A 24319-nucleotide genomic window follows, 5' to 3' on the forward strand; every position below is an offset into this window, starting at 1 on the left:
ACCCGAGGTCAGCCCCGAGGTCAACGACAGGGCTTGCCAGGCGTGTCCCGGCTGCATAGTATTGACCTTTGCGCTCCCTCGTGCGTCCCGTCGTCATATCTCGGTCGACGACGCACATCCGAGACAGTCCCCCGAATATCGCGGCGGGGGCGTCCTCGGTCTCGGCCTCCGGCACGGTCCAGCGACCCTGCCGCGCGGCCGACGGTTCCCGGGAGGGCCGTTCACCACCCACTCATACTGTCCGACAGTGATGACCCGACGGGGTCCACGGAGGTAACTTCCTTGGCTGCTGCGAACACCGCATCCACCAACTCGCCCAAGAACGGCCGTGGCGCATCGCGCCTCTCGTTCGCCAAGATCACCGACACGCTCACGGTCCCCGACCTCCTGGCGCTGCAGACCGAGAGCTTCGACTGGCTCGTCGGCAACGACATCTGGAAGACCCGCCTCGCCGAGGCGACCGAGCAGGGTCGCACCGACCTCGCGCTGCACTCCGGCCTGGAGGAGATCTTCGAGGAGATCTCCCCGATCGAAGACCTGGGCGAGACCATGCAGCTCAGCTTCACGGCTCCCGAGCTCGAGGACCCGAAGTACTCCATCGACGAGTGCAAGGAGCGCGGCAAGACCTACGCCGCCCCCCTCTACGTCAACGCCGAGTTCATGAACCACCTCACCGGCGAGATCAAGACCCAGACGGTCTTCATGGGCGACTTCCCCCTCATGACCGAGCGCGGCACGTTCATCATCAACGGCACCGAGCGCGTCGTCGTGTCGCAGCTGGTCCGCAGCCCCGGCGTCTACTTCGAGCGCGCCTCCGACAAGACGTCCGACAAGGACATCTACTCGGCTCGCGTCATCCCCAGCCGCGGCGCCTGGCTCGAGTTCGAGATCGACAAGCGCGACCAGGTCGGCGTGCGCATCGACCGCAAGCGCAAGCAGAGCGTCACCGTCTTCCTCAAGGCCCTCGGCCTCACGAGCGAGGAGATCACGGAGAAGTTCCAGGGCTTCGCGTCCATCGAGGCCACCCTCGAGAAGGACGCCATCCTCACGAAAGAGGAGGCCCTCAAGGACATCTACCGCAAGCTCCGTCCCGGCGAGCAGGTCGCCGCCGAGGCCGCGCGTGCGCTCCTCGACAACTTCTACTTCAACCCGAAGCGCTACGACCTGGCGAAGGTGGGTCGCTACAAGATCAACCGCAAGCTCGGCATCGACGCGCCCCTCGGCGACTCGGTCCTGACCGTCGACGACATCGTCGCGACGATCAAGTACCTGGTCTCGCTGCACGCCGAGCAGAAGACGATCGACGGCACGCGCGACGGCGAGTCCGTCGAGCTGCGCCTCGACGTCGACGACATCGACCACTTCGGCAACCGTCGCATCCGCGCGGTCGGCGAGCTGATCCAGAACCAGGTCCGCACCGGCCTGTCCCGCATGGAGCGCGTCGTCCGCGAGCGCATGACCACGCAGGACATCGAGGCGATCACCCCGCAGACCCTGATCAACGTGCGCCCCGTCGTCGCCGCGATCAAGGAGTTCTTCGGCACGTCGCAGCTCTCGCAGTTCATGGACCAGAACAACCCGCTGTCGGGCCTGACGCACAAGCGTCGCCTCAGCGCGCTCGGCCCCGGCGGCCTGAGCCGCGAGCGCGCCGGCGTCGAGGTCCGCGACGTCCACCCGTCGCACTACGGCCGCATGTGCCCGATCGAGACCCCGGAAGGCCCGAACATCGGCCTGATCGGCTCGCTCGCGTCGTTCGCCCGCATCAACTCGTTCGGCTTCATCGAGACGCCCTACCGTCGTGTCAACGGCGGCAACGTCAGCACCACGATCGACTACCTCACCGCGTCTGAAGAGGACGAGTTCGTCGTCGCCCAGGCCAACGCCCCGCTCGACGACGACTTCAACTTCGTCGACGACAAGGTGCTGGTCCGCAAGAAGGGCGGCGAGGTGGAGCTCGTCGCCAAGGACGAGGTCGACTACATGGACGTCTCGCCGCGCCAGATGGTGTCGGTCGCGACCTCGCTCATCCCGTTCCTCGAGCACGACGACGCGAACCGCGCCCTGATGGGCGCGAACATGCAGCGTCAGGCCGTCCCGCTGGTCCGCAGCGAGAGCCCCCTGGTCGGCACCGGCATGGAGGGCTACACGGCCATCGACGCCGGCGACGTCGTCACCGCCGACGCCGCAGGTGTCGTCACTGAGGTCTCGGCCGACGTCGTCACCGTCCAGCTCGACGAGGGCGGCACGCAGGACTACTACCTGCGCAAGTTCGACCGCTCGAACCAGGGCGCCAGCTACAACCACCGCGTGATCGTCGACGCCGGTCAGCGCATCGAGGTCGGCGAGGTCATCGCCGACGGCCCTGCGACCGAGAACGGCGAGCTCGCGCTCGGCAAGAACCTGCTCGTCGCGTTCATGCCGTGGGAGGGCTACAACTACGAGGACGCGATGATCCTGTCGCAGAACCTCGTGAAGGACGACACGCTCTCCTCGATCCACATCGAGGAGTACGAGGTCGACGCCCGCGACACGAAGCTCGGCAAGGAGGAGATCACCCGTGACCTCCCCAACGTCAGCCCCGACCTGCTGGCCGACCTCGACGACCGCGGCATCATCCGCATCGGTGCCGAGGTCCGTCCCGGCGACATCCTCGTCGGCAAGGTCACGCCCAAGGGCGAGACCGAGCTGTCGGCCGAGGAGCGCCTCCTGCGCGCCATCTTCAACGAGAAGAGCCGTGAGGTCCGCGACACGTCCCTGAAGGTGCCCCACGGCGAGCAGGGAACCGTCATCGGCGTCAAGGTCTTCGACTCGCAAGACGGCGACGACGAGCTCGGCTCGGGCGTCAACCAGCGCGTCGTGGTGTTCATCGCGCAGCGACGCAAGATCACCGCGGGCGACAAGCTCGCCGGCCGTCACGGCAACAAGGGCGTCATCTCGACGATCCTCCCCGTCGAGGACATGCCGTTCCTCGCGGACGGCACGCCGGTCGACATCATCCTGAACCCGCTGGGCGTCCCCGGTCGCATGAACTTCGGCCAGGTGCTCGAGATCCACCTCGGGTGGATCGCGGCGCAGGGCTGGAACGTCGAGGGCATCCAGGAGTGGGCCAAGAACCTCCCGCCGGAGGCGCTCAGCGCGGCTCCCGGCACGAAGGTCGCCACCCCGGTGTTCGACGGTGCCGCCGAGCGCGAGATCGAGGGCCTCCTCGACTCGACGCTGCCCACGCGTGACGGCGACCGCCTGATCGGCTCCTCGGGCAAGACGATGTTGTTCGACGGTCGCTCGGGAGAGCCTTTCCCGAACCCGATCTCGGTCGGCTACATGTACATCCTGAAGCTGCACCACCTCGTCGACGACAAGATCCACGCTCGTTCGACGGGCCCCTACTCGATGATCACGCAGCAGCCCCTGGGCGGTAAGGCCCAGTTCGGCGGACAGCGGTTCGGAGAGATGGAGGTGTGGGCCCTCGAGGCCTACGGCGCCGCGTACGCGCTGCAGGAGCTCCTGACGATCAAGTCCGACGACATCCTCGGCCGCGTCAAGGTCTACGAGGCGATCGTCAAGGGCGAGAACATCCAGGAGCCCGGCATCCCCGAGAGCTTCAAGGTCCTCATCAAGGAGATGCAGTCGCTGTGCCTGAACGTCGAGGTCCTCTCGGCCGACGGCCAGACGGTCAGCCTGCGCGACACGGACGACGAGGTCTTCCGTGCTGCGGAAGAGCTCGGCATCAACATCTCCTCCCGCTTCGAGTCGTCGAACGTCGACGAGATCTAAGCCCCCTTCCCACAACGACACGTCGATACATCTGACAAGGGACTGAATTTTGATCGAAGCAACAACTTTCGATGAGCTGCGGATCGGCCTCGCCACGGCCGAGAACATCCGCGCCTGGTCGCACGGTGAGGTCAAGAAGCCGGAGACCATCAACTACCGCACGCTGAAGCCCGAGAAGGACGGCCTCTTCGGAGAGCAGATCTTCGGGCCGTCGCGTGACTGGGAGTGCGCGTGCGGCAAGTACAAGCGCGTCCGCTTCAAGGGCATCGTCTGCGAGCGCTGCGGCGTCGAGGTCACGAAGTCGTCGGTGCGCCGTGAGCGCATGGGCCACATCGAGCTCGCCGCCCCCGTCACGCACATCTGGTACTTCAAGGGCGTCCCGTCGCGCCTCGGCTACCTGCTCGACATGGCGCCGAAAGACCTGGAGAAGGTCATCTACTTCGCCGCCTACATGGTGATCTCGATCGACGACGAGGGCCGTCACGCCGACATGCCCGGTCTCGAGAACGAGCTCCGCCTCGAGATCAAGCAGCTCGAGACGCAGCGCGACACGCGCATCGCCGACCGTCTGCAGAAGCTCGAGGTCGACCTCGCCGCTCTTGAAGAAGAAGGTGCGAAGAGCGACCAGAAGCGTCGTGCGAAGGACGTCGCCGAGAAGGAGATGGGCCAGACCCGCAAGGCCTTCGACGAGGACATCAACCGCCTCGAGCGCGTGTGGGAGGACTTCCGCACGCTCAAGGTGGGCGACCTCAAGCCCGAGGACGCCGTCTTCCACGAGCTCCAGGACCGCTTCGGCATGTACTTCGAGGCCCACATGGGCGCCGAGGCCATCAAGAAGCGCCTCGAGGGCTTCGACCTGACCACCGAGGCCGAGAACCTGCACCTGCAGATCTCGGAGGGCAAGGGCCAGAAGAAGATCCGCGCGATCAAGCGCCTGCGCGTCGTCAGCTCCTTCCTCGCCACGGGCAACTCGCCCGCCGCGATGGTGCTCGACGTCGTGCCGGTGATCCCGCCCGAGCTGCGCCCGATGGTGCAGCTCGACGGTGGTCGCTTCGCGACGTCCGACCTGAACGACCTCTACCGTCGCGTCATCAACCGCAACAACCGCCTCCGTCGACTGCTCGACCTCGGTGCCCCCGAGATCATCGTCAACAACGAGAAGCGGATGCTGCAGGAGGCGGTGGACGCGCTCTTCGACAACGGTCGCCGCGGCCGTCCCGTCACGGGCACCGGCAACCGCGCCCTGAAGTCCCTGAGCGACATGCTCAAGGGAAAGCAGGGTCGGTTCCGCCAGAACCTGCTCGGCAAGCGAGTCGACTACTCCGGCCGTTCGGTCATCATCGTCGGCCCGACGCTCAAGCTGCACCAGTGCGGTCTGCCCAAGCAGATGGCGCTCGAGCTGTTCAAGCCGTTCGTGATCAAGCGCCTGATCGACCTGTCGCACGCTCAGAACATCAAGAGCGCCAAGCGCATGGTCGAGCGTTCGCGCCCGCAGGTGTGGGACGTCCTCGAGGAGATCATCCGCGAGCGCCCCGTGCTGCTGAACCGCGCGCCCACGCTGCACCGTCTCGGCATCCAGGCCTTCGAGCCCCAGCTGGTCGAGGGCAAGGCCATCCAGCTGCACCCGCTCGTCTGCGCGGCGTTCAACGCCGACTTCGACGGCGACCAGATGGCCGTGCACCTGCCGCTGTCCGTCGAGGCCCAGGCCGAGGCGCGCATCCTGATGCTCGCGTCGAACAACATCCTGAAGCCGTCCGACGGCCGACCGGTGACCCTGCCCGCACAGGACATGATCATCGGCCTGCACTACCTGACGACGGTCACCGAGGGCGCAGTCGGCGAGGGCCGTGCCTTCTCGTCTGTGTCCGAGGCGATCCTCGCCAAGGACCAGGGCACGCTCGACCTGAACGCGATGGCCAAGATCCGCATGAACGGCGTGCACTTCGCCGAGGGCGAGGCTCCCGAGGGCTACGAGGTCGGACAGGACATCCTGCTCGACACGACCCTCGGTCGCGCGCTCTTCAACGAGAACCTGCCGGCGGACTACCCGTTCGTGCAGCAGGTGACCGACAAGGGCACGCTCTCGACGATCGTCAACGACCTCGCCGAGCGCTACCCCAAGGTCGCGGTCGCGGCTGCCCTGGACAACATCAAGGACGCGGGCTTCTACTGGGCCTCGCGCTCCGGTGTCACGGTCGCCCTCTCCGACGTCCTCACGCCTCCGCGCAAGCCGGAGATCGTGGCGGGCTACGAGAAGCAGGCCGCAGCGGTCCAGTCCGAGTTCGACAAGGGCCTCATCAGCGACGCCGAGCGTCGTGCGGACCTGATCAAGATCTGGACGGAGGCCACGAACGAGGTCGCCGCCGAGATGCGGGCGAACTTCCCGGTCGACAACACGATCAACCGCATGGTCACCTCGGGTGCCCGAGGGAACTGGCTGCAGGTGCGCAACATCGCCGGCATGCGAGGCCTCGTGAACAACCCGAAGGGCGACATCATCCCCCGCCCGATCATCTCGTCGTACCGCGAGGGCCTGTCGGTGGCCGAGTACTTCATCGCGACGCACGGTGCCCGCAAGGGACTGGCCGACACGGCCCTCCGTACGGCCGACTCGGGGTACCTGACCCGTCGACTCGTCGACGTCTCGCAGGACGTCATCATCCGTGAGGACGACTGCGGCACTTCGCGCGGTCTCGAGATGCCCATCGCCGCACCCGACGCCGACGGCGTCATGGTGCGCGACGCGACCGTCGAGAACACCGTGTTCGCCCGTTCGCTGGCGGCCGCGGCCGTCGACGCGAAGGGCACCGTGCTGGCCGAGGCCGGCGCCGACGTCGGAGACGTGCTGATCGACGAGCTCGTGGCGGCAGGGGTCGAGACCATCAAGGTCCGTTCCGTGCTCACCTGCGAGGCCGCGGTCGGCGTCTGCGCCCAGTGCTACGGCCGCTCGCTCGCGACCGGCAACCTGGTCGACATCGGCGAGGCCGTCGGCATCATCGCGGCCCAGTCGATCGGCGAGCCCGGCACGCAGCTGACGATGCGCACCTTCCACACCGGCGGTTCGGCCTCGGCCGACGACATCACGCAGGGCCTGCCCCGCGTGACGGAGCTGTTCGAGGCACGTACCCCCAAGGGTGCGTCCCCGATCGCCGACGGTGCCGGTCGCATCACGATCGAGGACACGGACAAGGCCCGACGGGTCATCCTCAACCTCGACAACGGCGACGAGCCGGTCATCTACCCCGTGCTCAAGCGCTCGACCCTCCTCGTCGAGGACGGTCAGCACGTCGAGCTCGGTGCGCAGATCATCGCCGGTGCGGTCGACCCGAAGGAGGTCCTGCGAGTCAAGGGCGTCCGTGCGGTGCAGCAGCACCTCGTCGGGGGCGTCCAGGACGTCTACCGTTCGCAGGGCGTGCCGATCCACGACAAGCACATCGAGGTCATCGTCCGTCAGATGCTCCGCAAGGTCACCGTCGTCGACCACGCCGACACCGACCTGCTCCCCGGCGAGCTCGTCGACCGGTCGAAGTACAACGAGATCAACCGTGCGGCGCTGACCGAGGGCAAGCGGACCGCGTCCGCCCGCCAGGAGGTCATGGGCATCACCAAGGCCTCGCTCGCGACCGAGTCGTGGCTGTCGGCCGCCTCCTTCCAGGAGACGACCCGCGTGCTCACGCAGGCTGCGATGGAGGGCAAGAGCGACCCCCTGGTCGGTCTGAAGGAGAACGTGATCATCGGAAAGCTGATCCCCGCCGGAACCGGCCTGTCGCGCTACCGCGACGTCTCGGTCGAGGCGACGGAGGAGGCGAAGGCCGAGCGGTACCCCAACCGCGTGTTCACGGACGACGCGTCGTTCACCGAGGCTGACCTCAGCTTCGTGGACTTCGACTCGTTCTCGTCGGACGACTTCACCCCCGGCACCTACAACTGATCGGGATCGCCGTGGAGGCGCCGCGGGTCTGACGACCTGCGGAGCCCCCAGGCACCACGACGGGCCCCGGCCCTCGCACCACGCGAGGGACGGGGCCCGTCGTGGTTCCCGGGCACCTCAGGGAGGCGCGGGTCGGTCCCGCAGGCTCGCGAGCGGTCCCGTGACCTGAGCGGCTCCCGAGACCGGGCAGTATGGAGCGATGAGCACCGAGCAGTCCGCACAGCCGTCCCCGTCCGCCGAGCACCCCGAGCCCCCGGTCGCTCGGGGCGAGGCCGCGGCGGGCGTCCGGCTCGAGGCGGTCGACCTGCCCGTCAGCGCCCGGGTCCCGAGGCCGGACGCGCCCCTCCCTCGTGACCGTGACGGCCTGCGCTGGCGCCTGGCGACCCTCGCCGACCTCGGCGCCCTGCACGCGCTCGACGGGCGCGTGGCGTCGCTCGACCACCCGCTGCACGTGACGTCGCTGTCGTCGATGCGCCAGCTGCTCGAGATGCCCGGCATCGACCTCGAGCGCGACTCCCTCGTGGCCGACGAGGGGGACGGCCAGCTGGTGGCCTGGGGCCTGAGCTTCCTCTGGCCCGTCCGCGAGTCGGTCGTACGCGTGTCCGTCGACGGCGGCGTCGACCCGCGTCGGCGCGGGCAGGGCCTCGGGCGCGACCTCGTCGAGTGGCAGCGGCTGCGCGGTGAGCAGCACCTCTCCGGGTCGGACGACGTGCTGCCCGCCGTGCTGGCGGCGGGCGTCGAGCAGGAGGCGGAGGCCCACGGGGCGCTGCTGCAGCGCCAGGGCTTCGGCCCCGCGCGGTGGTGGAGCACGCTCAGCCGCGACCTGACCCGCCCGGTCGAGCCCGTGCCCCTCGACCCCGCGGTGCGGCTCGAGGAGTACTCGACGCCCCGCGAGGAGGCGACCCGGCTGGCCCGCAACGAGGCCTTCGTCGACCACTGGGGCAGCCAGGCGAGCACGCCCGAGGTGTGGCGCATGCTCGTCGGGGCGGCGACGTTCCGCCCCGACCTGTCGTTCGTGGCGGTCGCCGCGGGCGACGACGGCGAGGAGGAGGTGGTCGCCTTCGTGCTCACCACCGTCGAGCCCGAGCAGTGGCCGGCCCACGGCGGTCGCAGCGCCCACGTCGACTACGTGGGCGTCCGGCGGGCCTGGCGCGGCCGGCACCTCGCGCAGTCGCTGCTCGCGACGGCCCTCGCGCGTCAGGCCCACGAGGGCTTCGAGCTCTGCGTGCTCGACGTCGACTCGTCGAGCCCCACGGGTGCGGTCGGCCTCTACGAGCGTGCCGGGTTCACGGTCGCGGGGCGCCGGGCCGCCTACCTCCGCGAGTACTGACGCCCCCGTGCGTCGCCCGCGTGCCCGGCGGCTCGAGCTGCCGCTTCGAGGGCGTCCGCGCGCCCCACGCCCCCGCGAACCGGCGGTTCGACGAGCGGCCAGCCAGGAGGCGCTAGCCGCGGACGGTGAGGATCTCCGCGCCGTCCTCGGTGATGGCGACCGTGTGCTCGCTGTGCGCCGTCAGGCAGCCCGTCGCGCTGCGGAGGGTCCAGCCGTCGTCGTCGGTGACGAGCTCGTCGGTGTCGGCCATGACCCACGGCTCGAGGGCGAGCAGCAGTCCGGGACGCAGCTTGTATCCGCGGCCGGGTCGCCCGATGTTGGCGACGTGCGGGTCCTGGTGCATGGTCGAGCCGATGCCGTGGCCGCCGAACTGGACGTTCACGGGGTAGCCCGCCCCGGTGAGCACCGAGCCGATGGCGTACGAGACGTCGCCCATCTTCGCTCCCGGCACGGCGGCGGCGATCGCGGCGGCCAGGGCGCGCTCGGTCGTCTCGATCAGCTCGGTGCTGCCCGCGGGACGCGAGGTGCCGACGACGAAGCTGAGGGCCGAGTCGGCCGCGATGCCGTTCAGCACGACGGCGAGGTCGAGCGTGAGCAGATCGCCGTCGCGCAGGGCGTAGTCGTGGGGGAGGCCGTGCAGCACCGCGTCGTTGACCGCAGTGCAGATCCAGTGCCCGAACGGCCCGCGGCCGAACGACGGGGCGTAGTCGACGTAGCAGGACTCGGCGCCGGCCTCGACGATCATCTCGCGCGTCCACTCGTCGATCTCGAGCAGGTTCGTGCCGACCCCGACGCGCTGCGAGACGGTGTGCAGGATGTGCCCGACCAGCGCTCCGGAGTCACGGGCGCGGCCCAGCTCTGCGGGGCTGAAGATCTCGATCACGGGGCGTCTCCTCGGGTCTGCCGCCTGACGGCGGGACAACTGTCCCGGTAATGCTATCCCGGCCAGCGCCTCCTCGCGCTAGGCTCTGCGCATGGTCCGTCTGCCGCTGAGCCCCGCCGAGGTCGCTCGCGGCCGCCGCCTCGGGGCCCTGCTGCGGCAGGCGCGCGGCGAGCGGTCGATGCTCCGCACGGCCCTCGACGCCGGCGTCTCGCCCGAGACGCTGCGCAAGATCGAGTCCGGCCGGGTCGCGACCCCGTCGTTCCCCACCATCGCCGCGATCGCGCAGGTCGTCGGCGTCTCGCTCGACGACGTCTGGGCCGAGATCAGCCGGCCGGCACAGGGCGACCAGGCGCAGGAGGCGGTCGTCCCCGTCGACGCGCCGCTCGCCTCCTAGCCCCCTCGGCCACGTCGTCCCCCGACGGCTGCGTCACCGGCCCACGACGCCGGGCGCGGGCGCGGCCTAGGGTCAGAGGGTGCAGTTCGAGCAGGCCCTCACCGACACCGTCCTCCTGCGGGAGGCGCGGGTCGGCGACGCCGCCGCCCTCGCCGAGGCGCACCGGCGCAACCGCGAGCACCTCGCGCCGTGGGACCCGGAGCGGGCGCCGTCGTTCTTCGAGCCCGCCGGCCAGCGGGCCATGCTCACGGCGCGCATCGCGTCGGCCGCCGCCGGCGAGCAGCAGCCGTTCCACCTGATGGAGGGCGACCGCGTGGTCGGCACGATCGCCCTCAACCAGATCGTCCGCGGGCCGCTGCAGAAGGCGGCCGTCGGCTACTGGGTCGACCGGGAGCGGACGGGGCAGGGCCTGGCGAAGGCGGCGCTGGCGGTCGTCGTCGACCTCGCGGCGACCGCCCTCCGCCTGCACCGCCTCGAGGCGAGCGCCCTGCCGCACAACGCGGGGTCGCGTGCGGTGCTCGCCGCCTCGGGCTTCGAGCAGTACGGCACGGCGCCGGGCTACCTCCGCATCGCGGGGGAGTGGCGCGAGCACGTGCTGTACCAGCGCCTCCTCGACTAGACCGCCCGCATCCGCATCCGCATCCGCATCCGCATCCGCATCCGCATCCGCATCCGCACGCGCCCGCACCCGCGCACGACGACGGGGCGCCGACCTCAGTGGTCGACGCCCCGTCGGGGTGCTGCGGCTCAGGGGGCCGCGGCCCGGGTCAGAAGGCCAGCTGGCCCTCGACCTCCTTGGACTTCATGCGAGCGAGGGCGAGGTTCGCCTTCGAGCGGTCGAGCACGAAGTAGATGAAGACCTCGCGGTTGCTGGCGAGGGGGCGGATGATGTGGATCTGGCTCGACAGGGTGATGAGGATGTCCTCGATCGAGTCGGCGAGGCCGAGCGACTTCGCCGTCTTGAGCTTGGCGCGGACGACCTCGGTGTTGCCGGCCGCGGCCAGCTCCAGGTCGATCCCGGTGCCGGCGCCGCCGAGCAGCATGCCGGACGCGCTGTCGACGACGGCGGCCGCCATCGCGCCGTCGACGGTGAGGAGGGTCTCGAGGGAGTCGGAGATGTTCGCCATGGTGTCTGTGCTTCCTGTTCGGGTCAAGGCAGTTCGGGTGTGAGCTGTCCGGCCCTGACCTGGTCGGGTCAGGGGTGGTGCGGGCAGCGGTGCCGGCGTTGGGCGGGCACCGCTCGGCAGCCGGCCGCGGAGGTGCGGCCGGAGCGGTCGGAGGGGCAGGGCTGCGTGCCTGGCCAGGGTCAGAGCGCCGGGACGCCGTGGGCGTCGGCGTGCGCGCGTGCGTCGCCGTGCTCGACGGCGGCGTCCGGCTCGTGGGCGGCCGCGTCGGGCTGCACGGCCGGGCGGTCGGCCAAGGAGGCGGCCAGCTGCTGGGCGCAGCGGCGCGCGACCGAGAGGGCCTTGCCGAGGGTCTCGTCGTCGCCGAACAGCGCGCCGAGCACGACGGGGTGCCCGGGGACGCGCAGCTGGATGACGTGGCCCTTCTCGGAGGCGATGATGACGTACTCGCTCGAGCCGATCCGCACCTCCCGGGCGACGGCCTCGCTGAGCGCCTGGATGGAGCTGGCCATGCTGGCGAAGCGGTTCGCGTCGACCTTGCCGTCGGGCACGTGGACGACCTCGAAGCCGTCGTCGGTGAGGAACGAGCCGTAGACGAGCGAGCGGCTCACCTCGCCCATGTCGAGCAGGGCCCGGCGGCCGAGGTCGACGACGACGGGGTCGAGGTGGGGCGCGAGGCTCACTCGGCCACCGCCACGGCGGGCTGCGAGGGCGCGGCAGCAGCAGCGGGTGCAGAGAACATCTCGCGCATCTCGATGTTGGCGACGAGCGTCATGAGGACGGTGCGCATCTGGTCTTCCTGTCGGGGGTCGACCGTGAACACCGGCACGACCAGGTCGGGGCGGCGCTCGGTCAGCGCCGCCGAGTAGTCGGCCACCGTCGGGGTGGCCGAGACGTCGGAGCGCGTCGCCGCGACGACGACGCCGCCGCGGTCGTAGAGGTCGCGGAACTCGTCGAGGAACGTGAGCATCTCGCCCACCGGGTCGGCGGCGTCGTTGTTGACGAGCAGCACCATGCCCTTGGCGCGCTCCTTGAGGATCGTCCACATGAAGTCGAACCGCTGCTGGCCGGGGATGCCGTAGAGGCGCACCTTGTCGGTCTCGCCGAGGGTGATCTCGCCGTAGTCGAGGGCGACCGTCGTGGTGTCCTTGTCGGCGGTGGCGCGGTCGGTGTTCGCGGCCTCAGTGCGGACGACCTCGGTCTCGCTGAGCGTCTCGATCGCAGTCGTCTTGCCGGCGCCCATCGGGCCGCCGAAGAGGATGACGTGCTCGGCCATCAGAGGCCGAGCCGGTCGCGCAGGCGGCTGAACAGTCCGCCGCGGCGGGGCTGCGGGGCGACCCTGACGTACTCGGGGTCGGAGGAGGACGACGAGGCAGACGGCGACGAGGCAGACGACGACGAGCCGGCGGCGACCGCGGCAGGCTCGGGCGACTCGGCGCGCAGCAGGCGCATCAGGCTGAACGCGTTGACGAGGCGCCGCGCCTCGGCCGGATCCGACTCGCTGGCGTTGGCCAGCTCGCCGACCGGGAGGAACGTGTAGCCGAGCATCGCGGTCATCCGCATCTGCTCGGGGGTGTGCGTCAGCATCGTGAAGTTGGGCCAGCGCACCAGCTTGTAGCGGTCGTCGCGCTGCAGCCACCACGCGAGCTCGCCCAGGAACGAGTTGTTCCCGATCAGCCAGAGCAGCGCGTCGAGGTCGGTGCCGGGCGGGCGCGACGCCTCGACGGCGGGGTCCTTGGCCTCGACGACCACGTCGATGTCGACGGGCTCGGCGGGGAACGCCGTCAGGGGGGTGTCCCACCAGTAGGCGTTCGTCTCCACGTCGACGACGAGGGGGAGGTGGTCGGCCTGGCGGACGACCACGATCGACGCGGTCGGCTGCTGCTGGAGGCGGTGGAGGGCGATGGCCACGCCGGTCCAGCCGAACGACGGCACGGTGATGCCCGTCGTCTCGGGGCCGGCGGCGGCGCCTGTGTGGGGGGCCTGAGGGTCCGCGGGTGCGGTCCGGGCAGGCTCGAACGTCATCTCGTGACCGTGCATCGTGCGTGGCTCCTAGGGGGGTTCGGCGGTCGTCATCCGTGAACTGGGCCACACGTGTCGTCGGGCCCAGGATCGCCGTCGTCCACTAGACCAGGCCGGTCCGGCGGCGTGCCACCCCCTGTTCTGGGCGACGGCGACCCCCTTTCTGGGCGGTCGCCGCGCCTCCTCGTGTCTGCCGGGCGGTGCCGCGGAGCCGACCGGCAGCCCGCCGCGGAGGGCTGTGACGCAGACGGGGGGCACCCTCACTGGGACGTGTCGGGCGGGCGGCCCCGCCGTAGCGTGGCGACTGCTCGGGACGACTCCCGAGGACCTGCCGCCAGGACCCCGACTTGCCGGGCGCGCGTACCGAGGAGATGCACCCGTGGCTTCGATGACCGAGATCCTGATCCTGCACGGGCTGCTGCCCATGGAGCACCTCGACCGCGTGGGGCGCCGGGGCGCCGACGAGGAGGCGTCCATCCGGGAGCTGCTCGAGTCCGGCACCGTGACCCCCGCGCAGGTCGCCCGCGCCCGGGCACAGGCCAACGGCGTCGACTTCGTCGAGCTCGTCGACTACCCCGTCGACCGCGCCGCCGTGACGATGGTGCCCGCCGCCGTCTGTCGCCGGCACAGCGTGCTGCCGATCGCCGTTCGCGACGGCCTCCTCCTGCTCGCGATGGCCGACCCGGGCGACGTCTTCGCGATCGACGACGTGCGCGCCGCGCTCCGCATCGGCGTCGAGCCGGTGCTCGCCGACCGCGCCGACCTGCAGGCCGCGCTCGACCGCTACCTCCGTGCCGACGACGAGCTCAACGACCTCACCTCGACGCTCGAGGAGGAGACCAGCGCGATCGAGGCCGCCCAGGCCGACATCGCCTCCTCCGGCCCCGACGACGACGTGCCCATCGTGCGGTTCGTCAACCTGCTCGTCAGCCAGGCCATCACCGACCACGCCTCCGACATCCACATCGAGCCGGCCGAGCACGACGTGCGCATCCGCTACCGCATCGACGGGGTGCTGCACGAGATGCAGCCGGCCCCGAAGGCCATCCAGAACGGCGTGATCTCGCGCCTCAAGATCATGAGCGAGATCGACATCGCCGAGCGTCGACGCCCGCAGGACGGCCGCATGTCGGTCCGCCACGGCGGCCGCCAGATCGACCTCCGCGTCGCGACGCTGCCGACCGTGTGGGGCGAGAAGGTCGTCATGCGGATCCTCGACAACTCGAACACGTCGATGAGCCTCCGCGACCTCAACCTGCTCGAGCGCAACTTCGACGTCTACGCCGCGTCGTACTCGAAGCCCTACGGCATGATCCTCGTCACCGGCCCCACGGGCTCGGGCAAGTCGACGACGCTCTACACGACGCTCAACGCGGTCGCGCGCCCCGAGATCAACGTCATCACCGTCGAGGACCCGGTCGAGTACCGGATGGACGGCATCAACCAGGTGCAGGTGAACCCCAAGGCGGGCCTCACGTTCGCCGGCGCGCTGCGGAGCATCCTGCGGTCCGACCCGGACGTCGTCCTGCTCGGCGAGATCCGCGACCACGAGACCGCCCAGATCGCCATCGAGGCGTCGCTGACCGGCCACCTCGTGCTCAGCACGCTGCACACGAACGACGCCCCGAGCGCGATCACCCGCCTCACCGAGATGGGCATCGAGCCGTTCCTCGTCGGCAGCGCGATCGACTGCGTCGTCGCCCAGCGACTCGCGCGCCGCCTCTGTGACCGCTGCAAGACGCCGACCTCGTACACGCCCCGCCAGCTCGAGCACCTGCGGTTCCCGGTGCGCCTCGACGAGCCCGCGCCGCTCGTCTACCAGCCCGTCGGCTGCGCGCAGTGCTCGAACACGGGCTACCGCGGCCGCATCGCCCTGCACGAGGTGATGAGCGTCTCCGAGGAGATCGAGCGCCTCGCCGTCTCCCGCGCGTCGAGCGCCGAGATCGCCCGCGTCGCCACCGAGCAGGGCATGGTAAGCCTCCGCCACGACGGCTGGGCCAAGGCGAAGCTCGGCCTGACCAGCGTCGAAGAGATCCTGCGGGTCGTCGCGTGAGCGCCGCCGACGCCGCTCGCGCCGCCTGCGTCCGCCCGGCCCGCACCCGCACCCGCACCGCACCCGTCCGCACCGCCCGCCGCACCGCACCCGAGGGAACGCCCGCATGAGCGACAACGTCTTCGAGATCCCCGACCAGGTCGACCCGGCCGACGGCTGGACCCCGGGCACGCCCGGCAACGACCTGGGCACGCAGACCCCCGCGACCTCGTGGGAGCTGCCCAAGGTCGTGACGCCCCTGGCCCCCCACGTCGACGAGGCCGAGCGCGGCCCGGTCTACTCGATGGACGACGCCGGCGGGGAGGCGGTGCTCGGCTGGAGCCCCACCCCGGCGCCCACCAGCCGTCGCGCCGCGCGGCTCGCGAGCGCCCTCGAGGGCGGCGGCATGGCCGCCCGCACCCCGTGGAGCGACCCCCGCTTCGACGACTTCGACGACGCGGCTGCCCAGGTCGCCCCGGCCAGCCCCGCCGTGGGCGAGATCGGCTCGGGAGCGCCGCAGGCGTTCATGCCGGCGTATCTCGCCGCCGAGACCGCCCTCGACGACGCGGCCGCCGCCTCCTCGGCCCCCTCGCTGCCCGACGTGTCGTCGGCCGCGCCGACCTCGCCGGTCGTGCCCGCCGCCTCCTCGGCTCCCTCGCACTCCGCCGCCCCGGCGCCCGTCTCGCCCCAGCTCGGCGACGGCGGCCTGCTGCGCGTCCCGTCGTTCGCGCCGTCCAGCGCGCAGCACGCCGCCGAGGAGGCGCCCCCCGCCGCCCAGGTCGAGTCCCGACCCGGCATCGAGCTGCACGAGCACGCCCGCACGGTCGCTCACCCCGCCCTGATCTCGGCGCTCTGCGAGGTCGTGCTGCAGGGCGCCTCCGACCTGCACGTCACGGTCGACGCCGCCCCGACCCTCCGCGTCGACGGCGGCCTGCAGCCCGCCCTCGCCGGCGGCGAGCCCTGGGACGCCCCGACGGTCTCCGCAGCCCTGACCAGCCTGCTCACCCCGGCCATGAAGGAGCAGTTCGACGAGCGGCTCGAGCTCGACTTCGCCTACTCGCTGTCGGACGAGTCGCGCTTCCGCGTGAACTTCTACCAGCAGCGCGGCGCGATGGGCGCGGCCTTCCGCCTCATCCCGACCGAGATCAAGCAGCTCGCCGACCTGGGCGTGCCCGAGGTCGTCAGCCGCTTCGCGAAGCTGCCCCGCGGCCTCGTGCTCGTCACGGGCCCCACCGGCTCGGGCAAGTCGACGACCCTCGCCGCCTTGATCGACCTGGTCAACCGCACCCGCGCCGACCACATCGTGACGGTCGAGGACCCGATCGAGTTCATGCACCAGCACAAGAAGGCGATCGTCAACCAGCGCGAGGTCGGCCACGACACGCACAGCTTCGCGAACGCGCTCAAGCACGTGCTGCGCCAGGACCCCGACGTCATCCTCATCGGCGAGCTCCGCGACCTCGAGACCATCTCGGTCGCGCTGACCGCCGCCGAGACCGGCCACCTCGTGTTCGCGACCCTGCACACGCAGAGCGCCGCCCAGACGATCGACCGTGTGATCGACGTGTTCCCGCCGCACCAGCAGGACCAGGTGCGCACCCAGCTCGCGTCGACGCTCCAGGGCGTCGTCTGCCAGACGCTGCTGCCGAAGGCGGGCGGCAAGGGCCGTGTCGTCGCGACCGAGATCATGATGATGACCCCGGCCATCGGCAACCTCGTCCGCGAGGGCAAGACGTACCAGATCTCGTCGTCGATGCAGGCGGGGCGCGACCTCGGCATGCACACGATGGACCAGAAGCTGGCCGACCTCGTCAACACCGGCACCGTCACGCACAAGGCGGCGATGGAGAAGGTGCACGACACCGAGGGCTTCGACCGCCTCGTCACCCGCGTGATCAACAAGTCCGAGACGACCGGCCTCGACGCCGGCATCGACTTCGGCGACGCCTTCTCGATCGGGAGCAACTGATGGCCACCAGCACCGCCTACGCCTACAAGGGCCGCGACTCGGCCGGCAAGGTCGTCAAGGGCAAGGTCGACGCGTCCAGCGAGGGCGCCGTCGTCACCCGCCTGCGCACGATGGGCGTGCAGCCCATCTCGATCGCCGCGGCGAGCGACGGCACCGGCCTGCAGCGCGAGATCTCGATCGGCGGCCTCGGCGGCGGCGGGGTCAAGATGAAGGAGATCGCGGTCATGTCGCGCCAGATGGCGACCATGATCGCGTCGGGCCTGTCGCTGCTGCGCACCCTGACGATCCTCGCCGACCAGGTCGACAACAAGACGCTGCAGAAGGTCATGCAGGAGGTGCGCGACGACGTCGAGACCGGCGTCTCGTTCTCCGACGCGGTCGGCAAGCACGACAAGCACTTCCCGCCCCTGATGATCAACATGATCCGGGCCGGAGAGGTCGGCGGGTTCCTGGACAAGGCGCTCGAGTCGACCGCGGACAACTTCGAGAAGGAGGTGGCGCTGCGGTCCACGATCAAGTCGGCGATGACCTACCCGGTCGTCGTGCTCGTGATGTCGCTGCTCGCGGTCGTCATCATGCTGACCTTCATCGTGCCGATCTTCCAGGACATGTTCACGAACCTCGGCGGCCAGCTCCCCCTGCCGACGATGATGCTCGTCTACGCCTCACAGGCGATGCCCTACGTGCTGCCGGTGCTCATCATCGGCGGCATCGGCGGGTCGATCTGGTGGAAGACGAACAAGAACTCCGTCAAGGTCCGCTCGAAGCTCGATCCGCTGAAGCTCAAGCTGCCGGTGTTCGGCGAGCTGCTCCGCAAGATCGCCATCGCGCGTTTCTCCCGCAACTTCTCCAACATGATCGGCGCCGGCGTCCCCATCCTCACCGCCTTGCGCATCGTCGGCGAGGTCTCGGGCAACTACGTGCTCGAGGAGGCGCTGGTCGAGGTCGCGGAGTCGGTGCGGCAGGGCGAGTCCATCGCCGCCCCCCTGACCGCCTCCGGGGTCTTCCCGCCGATGGTCACGCAGATGATCTCGGTTGGCGAGGACGCCGGCTCGCTCGAGACGATGCTCGAGAAGGTGGCGGACTTCTACGACCAGGAGGTGAAGTCGACCACGGAGTCGCTCACGGCTCTGATCGAGCCCCTGCTGATCGCGTTCCTCGGCGTCGTCGTGGGCGGCATGATCGTCGCGCTGTACCTGCCTATCTTCCAGATCACGTCGCTGATCAAGTAGTCGCAGAGCGGCTCTGAGCCGTCCTTCCTCGCTGTGCCAGAAGGGCCCGACCCCCGGTCGGGCCCTTTGTCGTGTGCAACGGGTGTCGCTTTGCAGGTGACCCCTGAACAGGGGTTCTGCCCGTTCGGGGGTGACCCGGACTGGGGCCGTGTCGCGGGCAGAAACCCCCCGTCTGCGGGATTCTCGCGGGTCTCGGGGGCTGGGAGAGTCATCTCCGGCGGGAACGACGTGACCGCCTCCGATCACCTCTCCCGCACCCGATCTCGAACGGACCAGTCATGTACTTCGCACTCATGGGCAAGCTCTCCGCCCGCCGCCAGGACCTCGCCCAGGACAAGGACAAGGGCTTCACGCTCATCGAGCTCCTCGTCGTCGTCATCATCATCGGCATCCTCGCCGCCATCGCCATCCCCGTGTACCTCGGCGTGCAGAACAACGCCAAGGACTCGGGAGTCAAGAGCGACCTGTCGAACGCCAAGACCGCAGTCATCGCTTACCAGACCGAGAGCGGCTCGTTCCCGGCTTCCACTGACCTCACGGTCGAGAAGCTCGGCACCTACGGCTACACGGTCGGCGCCAACACCGCCGGACTCGCCTACAGCGGCACCGCCACCGCCGCCAAGTTCTGCCTCACGGCCAAGAAGGCCAGCGACGCGACGAAGAGCTTCTACGTCACCGAGTCCTCGGGCGTCGTCGAGGCCAAGCCTGCCGGCTCCGTCTGCTGATCATCCGGGACGGGTGTCCGCGCTTCGGCGTGGACACCCGTCCGCCCGATCGTCCCCCTGACGGTCTGACCTGAACCCACCCCTGAACCCGACCGGGAGGTGATCCACCATGTTCCGACGCCTCAACGACGTCCTCCGCCCCGCCAGCCCAGCCGAGCGTGACACCGGCTTCAGCCTCGTCGAGGTCATTGTCGCCATGATGGTCTTCACCATCATCTCCATCGGGGTCGCTTACACGATCACCAACTCCCTCGTCCTCACCCGCGAGAGCCGAGCCCGTGCCATCGCCACGCAGCTCGCCGCCCAGGACATCGATCTCCTGCGCAGCGTGAAGGACGTCTTCACCATCGTCGACAAGACGTGGACCACCGAGGTGGGCGGCACCACCTACGAGGTCACGCGCCGCGCCAGCTGGGCGACCACCACGTCGAACACGACCATCTGCGGCACCGGTACCGGCACGCTGCAGTACAAGCAGGTAGAGGTCTCCGTCAGCTACGCAGGCATGCGGCCCGGCGGCGAGATCACCAGCGCCACCGCCATCGCGCCGAACAGCCGCATCAACGACCCGAACAAGGGGACCATCGTCGTCGAGGTGCTAGGCGCCAGCGGCACGGGCACCTCGGGAGTGACTGTGCAGATCGCTGCGGCCACCGATTCCCCGAACGGCGCGGTTGCGCCGCCCACGCCGGCCAAGACCGACTCCACGGGCTGCACCTACGCGCTGGGCCTGGCCGCGGGCAACTACCAGGTGACCATCTCGAAGGGCGGCGCCGTCGGTCCAGACCAGAAGAGCACCCAGGTGATGACCCCGGTCGTCGTGACGGCCGGCACGTCGCAAACGGCCTCCTTCTCCTTCGACACCGCCGCCTCATTCAACGCCTCCGTCGGTCGAGAGCAGGCGCTGCTCCGCACCCTCCCCACGAACCTCGACCTGACCTTCCGCAGCAGCGCACAGGGCGACTACACGGTCGCTGCGTCCGCGGCTTCGCCGGTGCCGCTCTTCCCGTTCACCGGGGGGTACTCGGTCATGGCCGGTCGACACATCGACCCGACGACCGATCCCAAGAACAACGTCGAGTCGTCGTGCCTCAACGTCGACCCGTCCGCCTGGACCACCCCGGCCGCTGACGGCATGGTGGGCGCTCAGATCATGCCCGTAGGCGCTGCACCCGGCGACTCGGCGGTGCCGATCGTCCCGACCGGGGTCGTGCAGCTGGCCGACCTCCCAGGCGTCCAGCGGGTCGCCGCCGTGCAGCAGAACAGTAAGGCGAACGGTGACCCGGGATGCGTGACGGGCCAGACGTACTACTTCCCCTCGGTCACCGCCCTGACGGCGATGGCGCTGCCCTACGGCACCTGGAAGTTCTACACCTACAACACGAGTAACAGCGGCACCGTCTTCACCTTGAAGGACCAGATCACGCCGCGCGGTGACGCCGCCCGTACCCGGGGCATCGTCGACACGACGGCCAAGACGGTGTTGCTCGACCCCCGAGGCGGCACCCCGTGACGCTCCTCCGCGCTCGGCTTGCCGAGCTGAACGAACCAGGACGCCGCGACCTCGGCATCAGCCTCGCCGAGCTGCTCGTCTCGATGATGGTCTTCGCGATCCTCATGGCCATCACTGGCAGCTTCATGGTCGGTGCCTCGCGGGCCTCATCACAGGTCCGCGCCATCGACGGTGCGACCCGGACGGTGACGAACTCGATGACGGCGGTTACGCGCAACCTGCGGGCGGCCACTGACAACCCGGTCTCCGGGCAGCCTCTCGACGCACCCGCCTTCGAGCTGGCGAAGAGCAACAGCGTCAGGTTCTACGCCTACGTCAACTTGGTCTCGGCCGCTCAGACCCCGGTGATGGTGCAGTACGACCTGACAGGCGGGCAACTCGTGGAGAGCATCTGGCCCAGCTCCGTCACGTCCGATGGCTTCTACACCTTCAACGTGGCGAACGCCCCCGTTCGACGAGTCGTGGGCTCGCCCATGGTGCAGGGCGTCGATACCTTCACGTACCTCGACGCGGCCGGGGCCGTCATCCCTCTAACGACCGACGCGGTCCCCGCCTCCAAGGTGTCCACCGTCGCGGCAGTGCGTGTGCGCCTGCAAGCGGGCACCGGCACGACCCCGGCGACGTCCACGACGCTCGTGAACACCGTCGGCCTGCCCAACCTCGACATCGCCAGGACGCTGCCCTAATGACCCGACTCCTGCACCTGCACATGTTCCGGGGTGTCCTCCGCCGTCTGCGCGGCGACGACCGCGAACGCGGTGTCGCCTTGGCCAGCGTCATCGGGCTCGGAGCCGTGCTGCTCCTCCTGAGCGTCACGATGATCTCGGTCGCGGTCAGCGGCTCCGTCAAGGCCCGTGGCGACTCGGACTACAACGCTGCCATCGCCGCCGCCTACGCGGGTGTCGAGGACTACCAGAGCAAGCTCGCCAACAACAACGCCTACAGCCAGTACGGCGTGCGCGCTACGTCCTTCAGCAGCGGGAGCAGCTTCACCGGCACGAACGGAAACCCGGCTTTCGGCAAAGGCAAGGCCGGCACATGGCAGACCGTCCCCGGCTCCGACGCCTCGTACCGCTACGAAGTCGACACCTCGCAGTACTCGAGCAAGGGCAGCCTGCGGCTGCGCTCGACGGGACGCGTCGGCGACACCACCCGCAGCGTGGTCGCCGACCTCAAGCAGGACGGCTTCCTCGACTACGTCTACTTCACCGATTTCGAGATCAGCGACCCTGCGCTGTCGAGCACGAACTGCAGCCCGGCTTACGAATGGGCTGTGAACTCCCGGCCCAGTTGCACGACCATCCAGTTCGCCCCGGGCGACGTCATCAACGGTCCGCTGCACACGAACGACACCATGGTCGTCTGTGGTGGTCCTCAGTTCCTCGGTGCGACGACGACGGCGAGCACGCGTGCCAACCGCTTCAACTCGGCGACGGGGGCGAACTGCACGGGCACCCCGGTCTTCGGCAAGGACAAAAAGGCGACTCCCGACTACGCGGCCCAGATCACGATGCCGCAGACGAACGACAAGATGAAGCAGGAGACGAGGGCTGACCTGTCGGGATCAACTGTGCCGAACCCGGGTTGCCTCTACACCGGTCCGACCTCGATCACCCTGAACGGCGACGGCACGATGACCGTGTACTCGCCGTGGACCAAGTCCACACAGCTGAACAACGGGGCCGAGACGGGAGCCGTCCGGACGCCCGTCAAGTGCGGCATCGTCGGCGACCGAGCCGGCGGCGGTTCGCTCGGCAGCCCTGGCGGCCAGACACTGCCCGTGCTCGACGGCAACCTGATCTACGTCCAGGACGTCCCGACGGCATCGGGCAATGTCAACGCCCGTGTCGGCTCGAACCTGCCGGCGAAGTACAGCTGCACCGGTGCCGACGGCGCCGTCGCGGGCAACGGGGTGGGATTCCCTGCCGCGGGGGAGACCGGCGCGAGCTACTCGTGCACCGCCGGCGACGTCTTCGTCAAGGGCACGCTCAAGGGCAACATGACGATCGCGGCCTACAACTTCGTCTACGTCACGGGTGACGTCCTCCTCGCCGACTCTGCCCGCGACATGCTCGGCCTCGTCGGCACGAACGCGGTCTACGTCTACAACCCCACGAAGACCTACTCGACGACGACGACGCGCTACCGCACCGAGTACTACACCTGCTACTACAACGGCAGGGCCTACAACTGTCCTCGGGACGTCCCCTACGACGAGACCACTTATTCGACCGGGCTGATGGACCGCACCGCCAGCGACCGGACGATCCAGGCCGCGATCCTGTCCGTGGCGCACACCTTCACCGTGCAGAACTACAACCAGGACGGCGGCTTCCCGAAGGGCAAGCTGAACGTTCTCGGATCGATCTCGCAGAAGTTCCGCGGCCCGGTCGCGACCACGGGAGCCACGGGATACACGAAGTCCTACGTCTACGATCCGCGGATGCGCTACACGGCGCCGCCTAAGTTCCTCAGCCCGGTCTCGACCAGCTACGGCGTGACGCACATCGTCGAGAGCCAGACCGCCGTCGACTGGACCGGCAAGGAGGTCGTCTCGTGACCGCCCTCCTCCTCGCCGCGCTCACCGCCGGCGGGCTCGGCGTGCTGATCGGCTCGTTCCTCAACGTCGTCGTCTACCGCGTCCCCGCGGGCATGTCGATCTCGTCGCCGCCGAGCGCGTGCCCCGGGTGCCACACGCCGATCAGGGCCTACGACAACGTGCCCGTGCTCAGCTGGCTCGCGCTCAAGGGCCGTTGCCGCAGCTGCCGCACCGCCATCTCGGCCCGCTACCCGATCGTCGAGCTCGCCACCGGCGGCTTCTTCGCCCTCGTGGCGGCTGCAGTCTGGCCCTGGTCGGCCGTCCCGACCGAGGCCGCACCGCTCGTCGCCGCGCTGCTCGAGCTAGTCGCGTTCCTCTGGCTGGCCGGCGCGAGCGTCGCCCTCGCCATCATCGACGTCGAGCACCACCGGCTGCCCGACGCGATCGTGCTGCCGTCGTACGCGGTCGGCCTCGTGCTGCTGGGCGCCTCCTCGGCCCTGTCGGGGGAGTGGGACGCGCTGCTCCGCGGCGTGGTCGGCATGGCTGCCCTGTTCGTCTTCTACCTCGGGCTCGCCCTCGTCAAGCCCGGGGCCATGGGCCTCGGCGACGTCAAGCTCGCCGGCGTGCTGGGCCTCTGGCTCGGCTGGCTCGGCTGGGGCGAGCTCGTCGTCGGCGCCTTCGCCGCGTTCTTGCTCGGCGGCCTGTTCTCGCTCGTCCTGCTCGCCACCCGTCGTGCCCAACGCACCGGCGGCATCCCCTTCGGCCCCTGGATGCTCGCGGGCGCCTGGGTCGGCGTGCTCGTCGGCGGCATCGTCGCCGCCTCCTACCTCCAGCTCCTCACCCTCGCGTGA

General features: G+C 69.7%; 18 protein-coding genes. 13 read left to right on the top strand and 5 right to left on the bottom strand.

Going from position 1 to position 24319, the window contains the following annotated elements; all coding sequences use genetic code 11:
* Positions 1–282: 282 nt before the first annotated feature.
* From rpoB to EDF18_RS09975, 3 genes are all read left to right on the top strand, one after another.
* Positions 283–3774 carry a DNA-directed RNA polymerase subunit beta gene (gene rpoB, locus EDF18_RS09965; protein WP_123547660.1) on the top strand — a complete coding sequence of 1164 codons (3492 nt, stop codon included), beginning with the start codon at positions 283–285 and terminating at the stop codon, positions 3772–3774.
* Between the two features lie 49 nt (positions 3775–3823).
* Positions 3824–7705 carry a DNA-directed RNA polymerase subunit beta' gene (locus EDF18_RS09970; RefSeq protein WP_123547661.1) on the top strand — a complete coding sequence of 1294 codons (3882 nt, stop codon included), beginning with the start codon at positions 3824–3826 and terminating at the stop codon, positions 7703–7705.
* Positions 7706–7904: 199 nt separating this feature from the next.
* Complete coding sequence (locus EDF18_RS09975; protein WP_123547662.1) at positions 7905–9035, top strand: N-acetyltransferase; 1131 nt, start codon at positions 7905–7907, stop codon at positions 9033–9035.
* Between the two features lie 112 nt (positions 9036–9147).
* On the opposite strand, the gene map is transcribed toward EDF18_RS09975, so the two are convergent.
* Positions 9148–9918 (bottom strand): type I methionyl aminopeptidase, encoded by a 771-nt coding sequence (gene map / locus EDF18_RS09980; RefSeq protein ID WP_123547663.1) that lies wholly within the window; start codon positions 9916–9918, stop codon positions 9148–9150.
* Between the two features lie 91 nt (positions 9919–10009).
* On the opposite strand from map, the gene EDF18_RS09985 reads away from it, so the two are divergent.
* Positions 10010–10312 (top strand): helix-turn-helix transcriptional regulator, encoded by a 303-nt coding sequence (locus EDF18_RS09985; RefSeq protein WP_123547664.1) that lies wholly within the window; start codon positions 10010–10012, stop codon positions 10310–10312.
* Between the two features lie 79 nt (positions 10313–10391).
* Complete coding sequence (locus tag EDF18_RS09990; protein ID WP_123547665.1) at positions 10392–10931, top strand: GNAT family N-acetyltransferase; 540 nt, start codon at positions 10392–10394, stop codon at positions 10929–10931.
* Positions 10932–11079: 148 nt separating this feature from the next.
* Here the strand turns inward: EDF18_RS09990 and EDF18_RS10000 are convergent, their stop codons facing one another.
* From EDF18_RS10000 to EDF18_RS10015, 4 genes are all read right to left on the bottom strand, one after another.
* Positions 11080–11439 (bottom strand): hypothetical protein, encoded by a 360-nt coding sequence (locus EDF18_RS10000; protein ID WP_123547666.1) that lies wholly within the window; start codon positions 11437–11439, stop codon positions 11080–11082.
* 179 nt (positions 11440–11618) lie between these two features.
* Positions 11619–12119, bottom strand: a complete 501-nt coding sequence (locus tag EDF18_RS10005; protein ID WP_199732415.1) for a roadblock/LC7 domain-containing protein — start codon at positions 12117–12119, stop codon at positions 11619–11621.
* Positions 12116–12712: an ATP/GTP-binding protein gene (locus tag EDF18_RS10010; RefSeq protein WP_123547667.1), complete on the bottom strand. Its 597-nt coding sequence runs from the start codon at positions 12710–12712 to the stop codon at positions 12116–12118. The genes EDF18_RS10005 and EDF18_RS10010 overlap by 4 nt, the downstream gene beginning before the upstream one ends.
* The gene (locus EDF18_RS10015) at positions 12712–13461 is read right to left on the bottom strand and encodes a hypothetical protein (protein ID WP_148050078.1); all 750 of its coding nucleotides are present in this window, start codon (positions 13459–13461) and stop codon (positions 12712–12714) included. Before EDF18_RS10015 ends, EDF18_RS10010 begins: the two co-directional genes overlap by 1 nt.
* Positions 13462–13837: 376 nt before the next feature.
* On the opposite strand from EDF18_RS10015, the gene EDF18_RS10020 reads away from it, so the two are divergent.
* The 8 genes from EDF18_RS10020 to EDF18_RS10055 all read left to right on the top strand — a co-directional run bounded on the left by EDF18_RS10020 (position 13838) and on the right by EDF18_RS10055 (position 24319).
* The gene (locus EDF18_RS10020; protein WP_123547669.1) at positions 13838–15511 is read left to right on the top strand and encodes a GspE/PulE family protein; all 1674 of its coding nucleotides are present in this window, start codon (positions 13838–13840) and stop codon (positions 15509–15511) included.
* Between the two features lie 106 nt (positions 15512–15617).
* A complete protein-coding gene (locus EDF18_RS16755) occupies positions 15618–17459 on the top strand; it encodes a type IV pilus twitching motility protein PilT (protein ID WP_304982889.1) in 1842 nt (613 codons plus the stop codon).
* Positions 17459–18691, top strand: coding sequence for a type II secretion system F family protein (locus tag EDF18_RS10030; protein ID WP_123547670.1), 1233 nt, complete (start codon positions 17459–17461; stop codon positions 18689–18691). Before EDF18_RS16755 ends, EDF18_RS10030 begins: the two co-directional genes overlap by 1 nt.
* Before the next feature lie 278 nt (positions 18692–18969).
* Entirely contained in the window at positions 18970–19416 is a 447-nt protein-coding gene (locus tag EDF18_RS16810) for a type II secretion system protein (RefSeq protein WP_123547671.1), read from the top strand.
* Positions 19417–19525: 109 nt separating this feature from the next.
* Positions 19526–20929: a prepilin-type N-terminal cleavage/methylation domain-containing protein gene (locus tag EDF18_RS10040; protein WP_123547672.1), complete on the top strand. Its 1404-nt coding sequence runs from the start codon at positions 19526–19528 to the stop codon at positions 20927–20929.
* Entirely contained in the window at positions 20926–21615 is a 690-nt protein-coding gene (locus EDF18_RS10045) for a type II secretion system protein J (RefSeq protein ID WP_123547673.1), read from the top strand. Before EDF18_RS10040 ends, EDF18_RS10045 begins: the two co-directional genes overlap by 4 nt.
* Positions 21615–23489: a hypothetical protein gene (locus EDF18_RS10050; RefSeq protein ID WP_123547674.1), complete on the top strand. Its 1875-nt coding sequence runs from the start codon at positions 21615–21617 to the stop codon at positions 23487–23489. Before EDF18_RS10045 ends, EDF18_RS10050 begins: the two co-directional genes overlap by 1 nt.
* Positions 23486–24319, top strand: a complete 834-nt coding sequence (locus EDF18_RS10055; RefSeq protein ID WP_123547675.1) for an A24 family peptidase — start codon at positions 23486–23488, stop codon at positions 24317–24319. Before EDF18_RS10050 ends, EDF18_RS10055 begins: the two co-directional genes overlap by 4 nt.

The sequence above is a fragment of the Frigoribacterium sp. PhB107 genome (assembly GCF_003751515.1).
In the GTDB taxonomy this organism is placed as follows: Bacteria; Actinomycetota; Actinomycetes; order Actinomycetales; family Microbacteriaceae; genus Frigoribacterium.

Coding starts and splice junctions, on each gene's coding strand:
- EDF18_RS10050 (WP_123547674.1), top strand. CDS start 21,615: ATGACCCGACTCCTGCACCTGCACATGTTCCGGGGTGTCCTCCGCCGT.
- EDF18_RS09975 (WP_123547662.1), top strand. CDS start 7,905: ATGAGCACCGAGCAGTCCGCACAGCCGTCCCCGTCCGCCGAGCACCCC.
- EDF18_RS09985 (WP_123547664.1), top strand. CDS start 10,010: ATGGTCCGTCTGCCGCTGAGCCCCGCCGAGGTCGCTCGCGGCCGCCGC.
- EDF18_RS16810 (WP_123547671.1), top strand. CDS start 18,970: ATGTACTTCGCACTCATGGGCAAGCTCTCCGCCCGCCGCCAGGACCTC.
- EDF18_RS10040 (WP_123547672.1), top strand. CDS start 19,526: ATGTTCCGACGCCTCAACGACGTCCTCCGCCCCGCCAGCCCAGCCGAG.
- EDF18_RS10030 (WP_123547670.1), top strand. CDS start 17,459: ATGGCCACCAGCACCGCCTACGCCTACAAGGGCCGCGACTCGGCCGGC.
- EDF18_RS10000 (WP_123547666.1), bottom strand. CDS start 11,439: ATGGCGAACATCTCCGACTCCCTCGAGACCCTCCTCACCGTCGACGGC.
- EDF18_RS16755 (WP_304982889.1), top strand. CDS start 15,618: ATGAGCGACAACGTCTTCGAGATCCCCGACCAGGTCGACCCGGCCGAC.
- EDF18_RS10015 (WP_148050078.1), bottom strand. CDS start 13,461: ATGACGTTCGAGCCTGCCCGGACCGCACCCGCGGACCCTCAGGCCCCC.
- EDF18_RS10010 (WP_123547667.1), bottom strand. CDS start 12,712: ATGGCCGAGCACGTCATCCTCTTCGGCGGCCCGATGGGCGCCGGCAAG.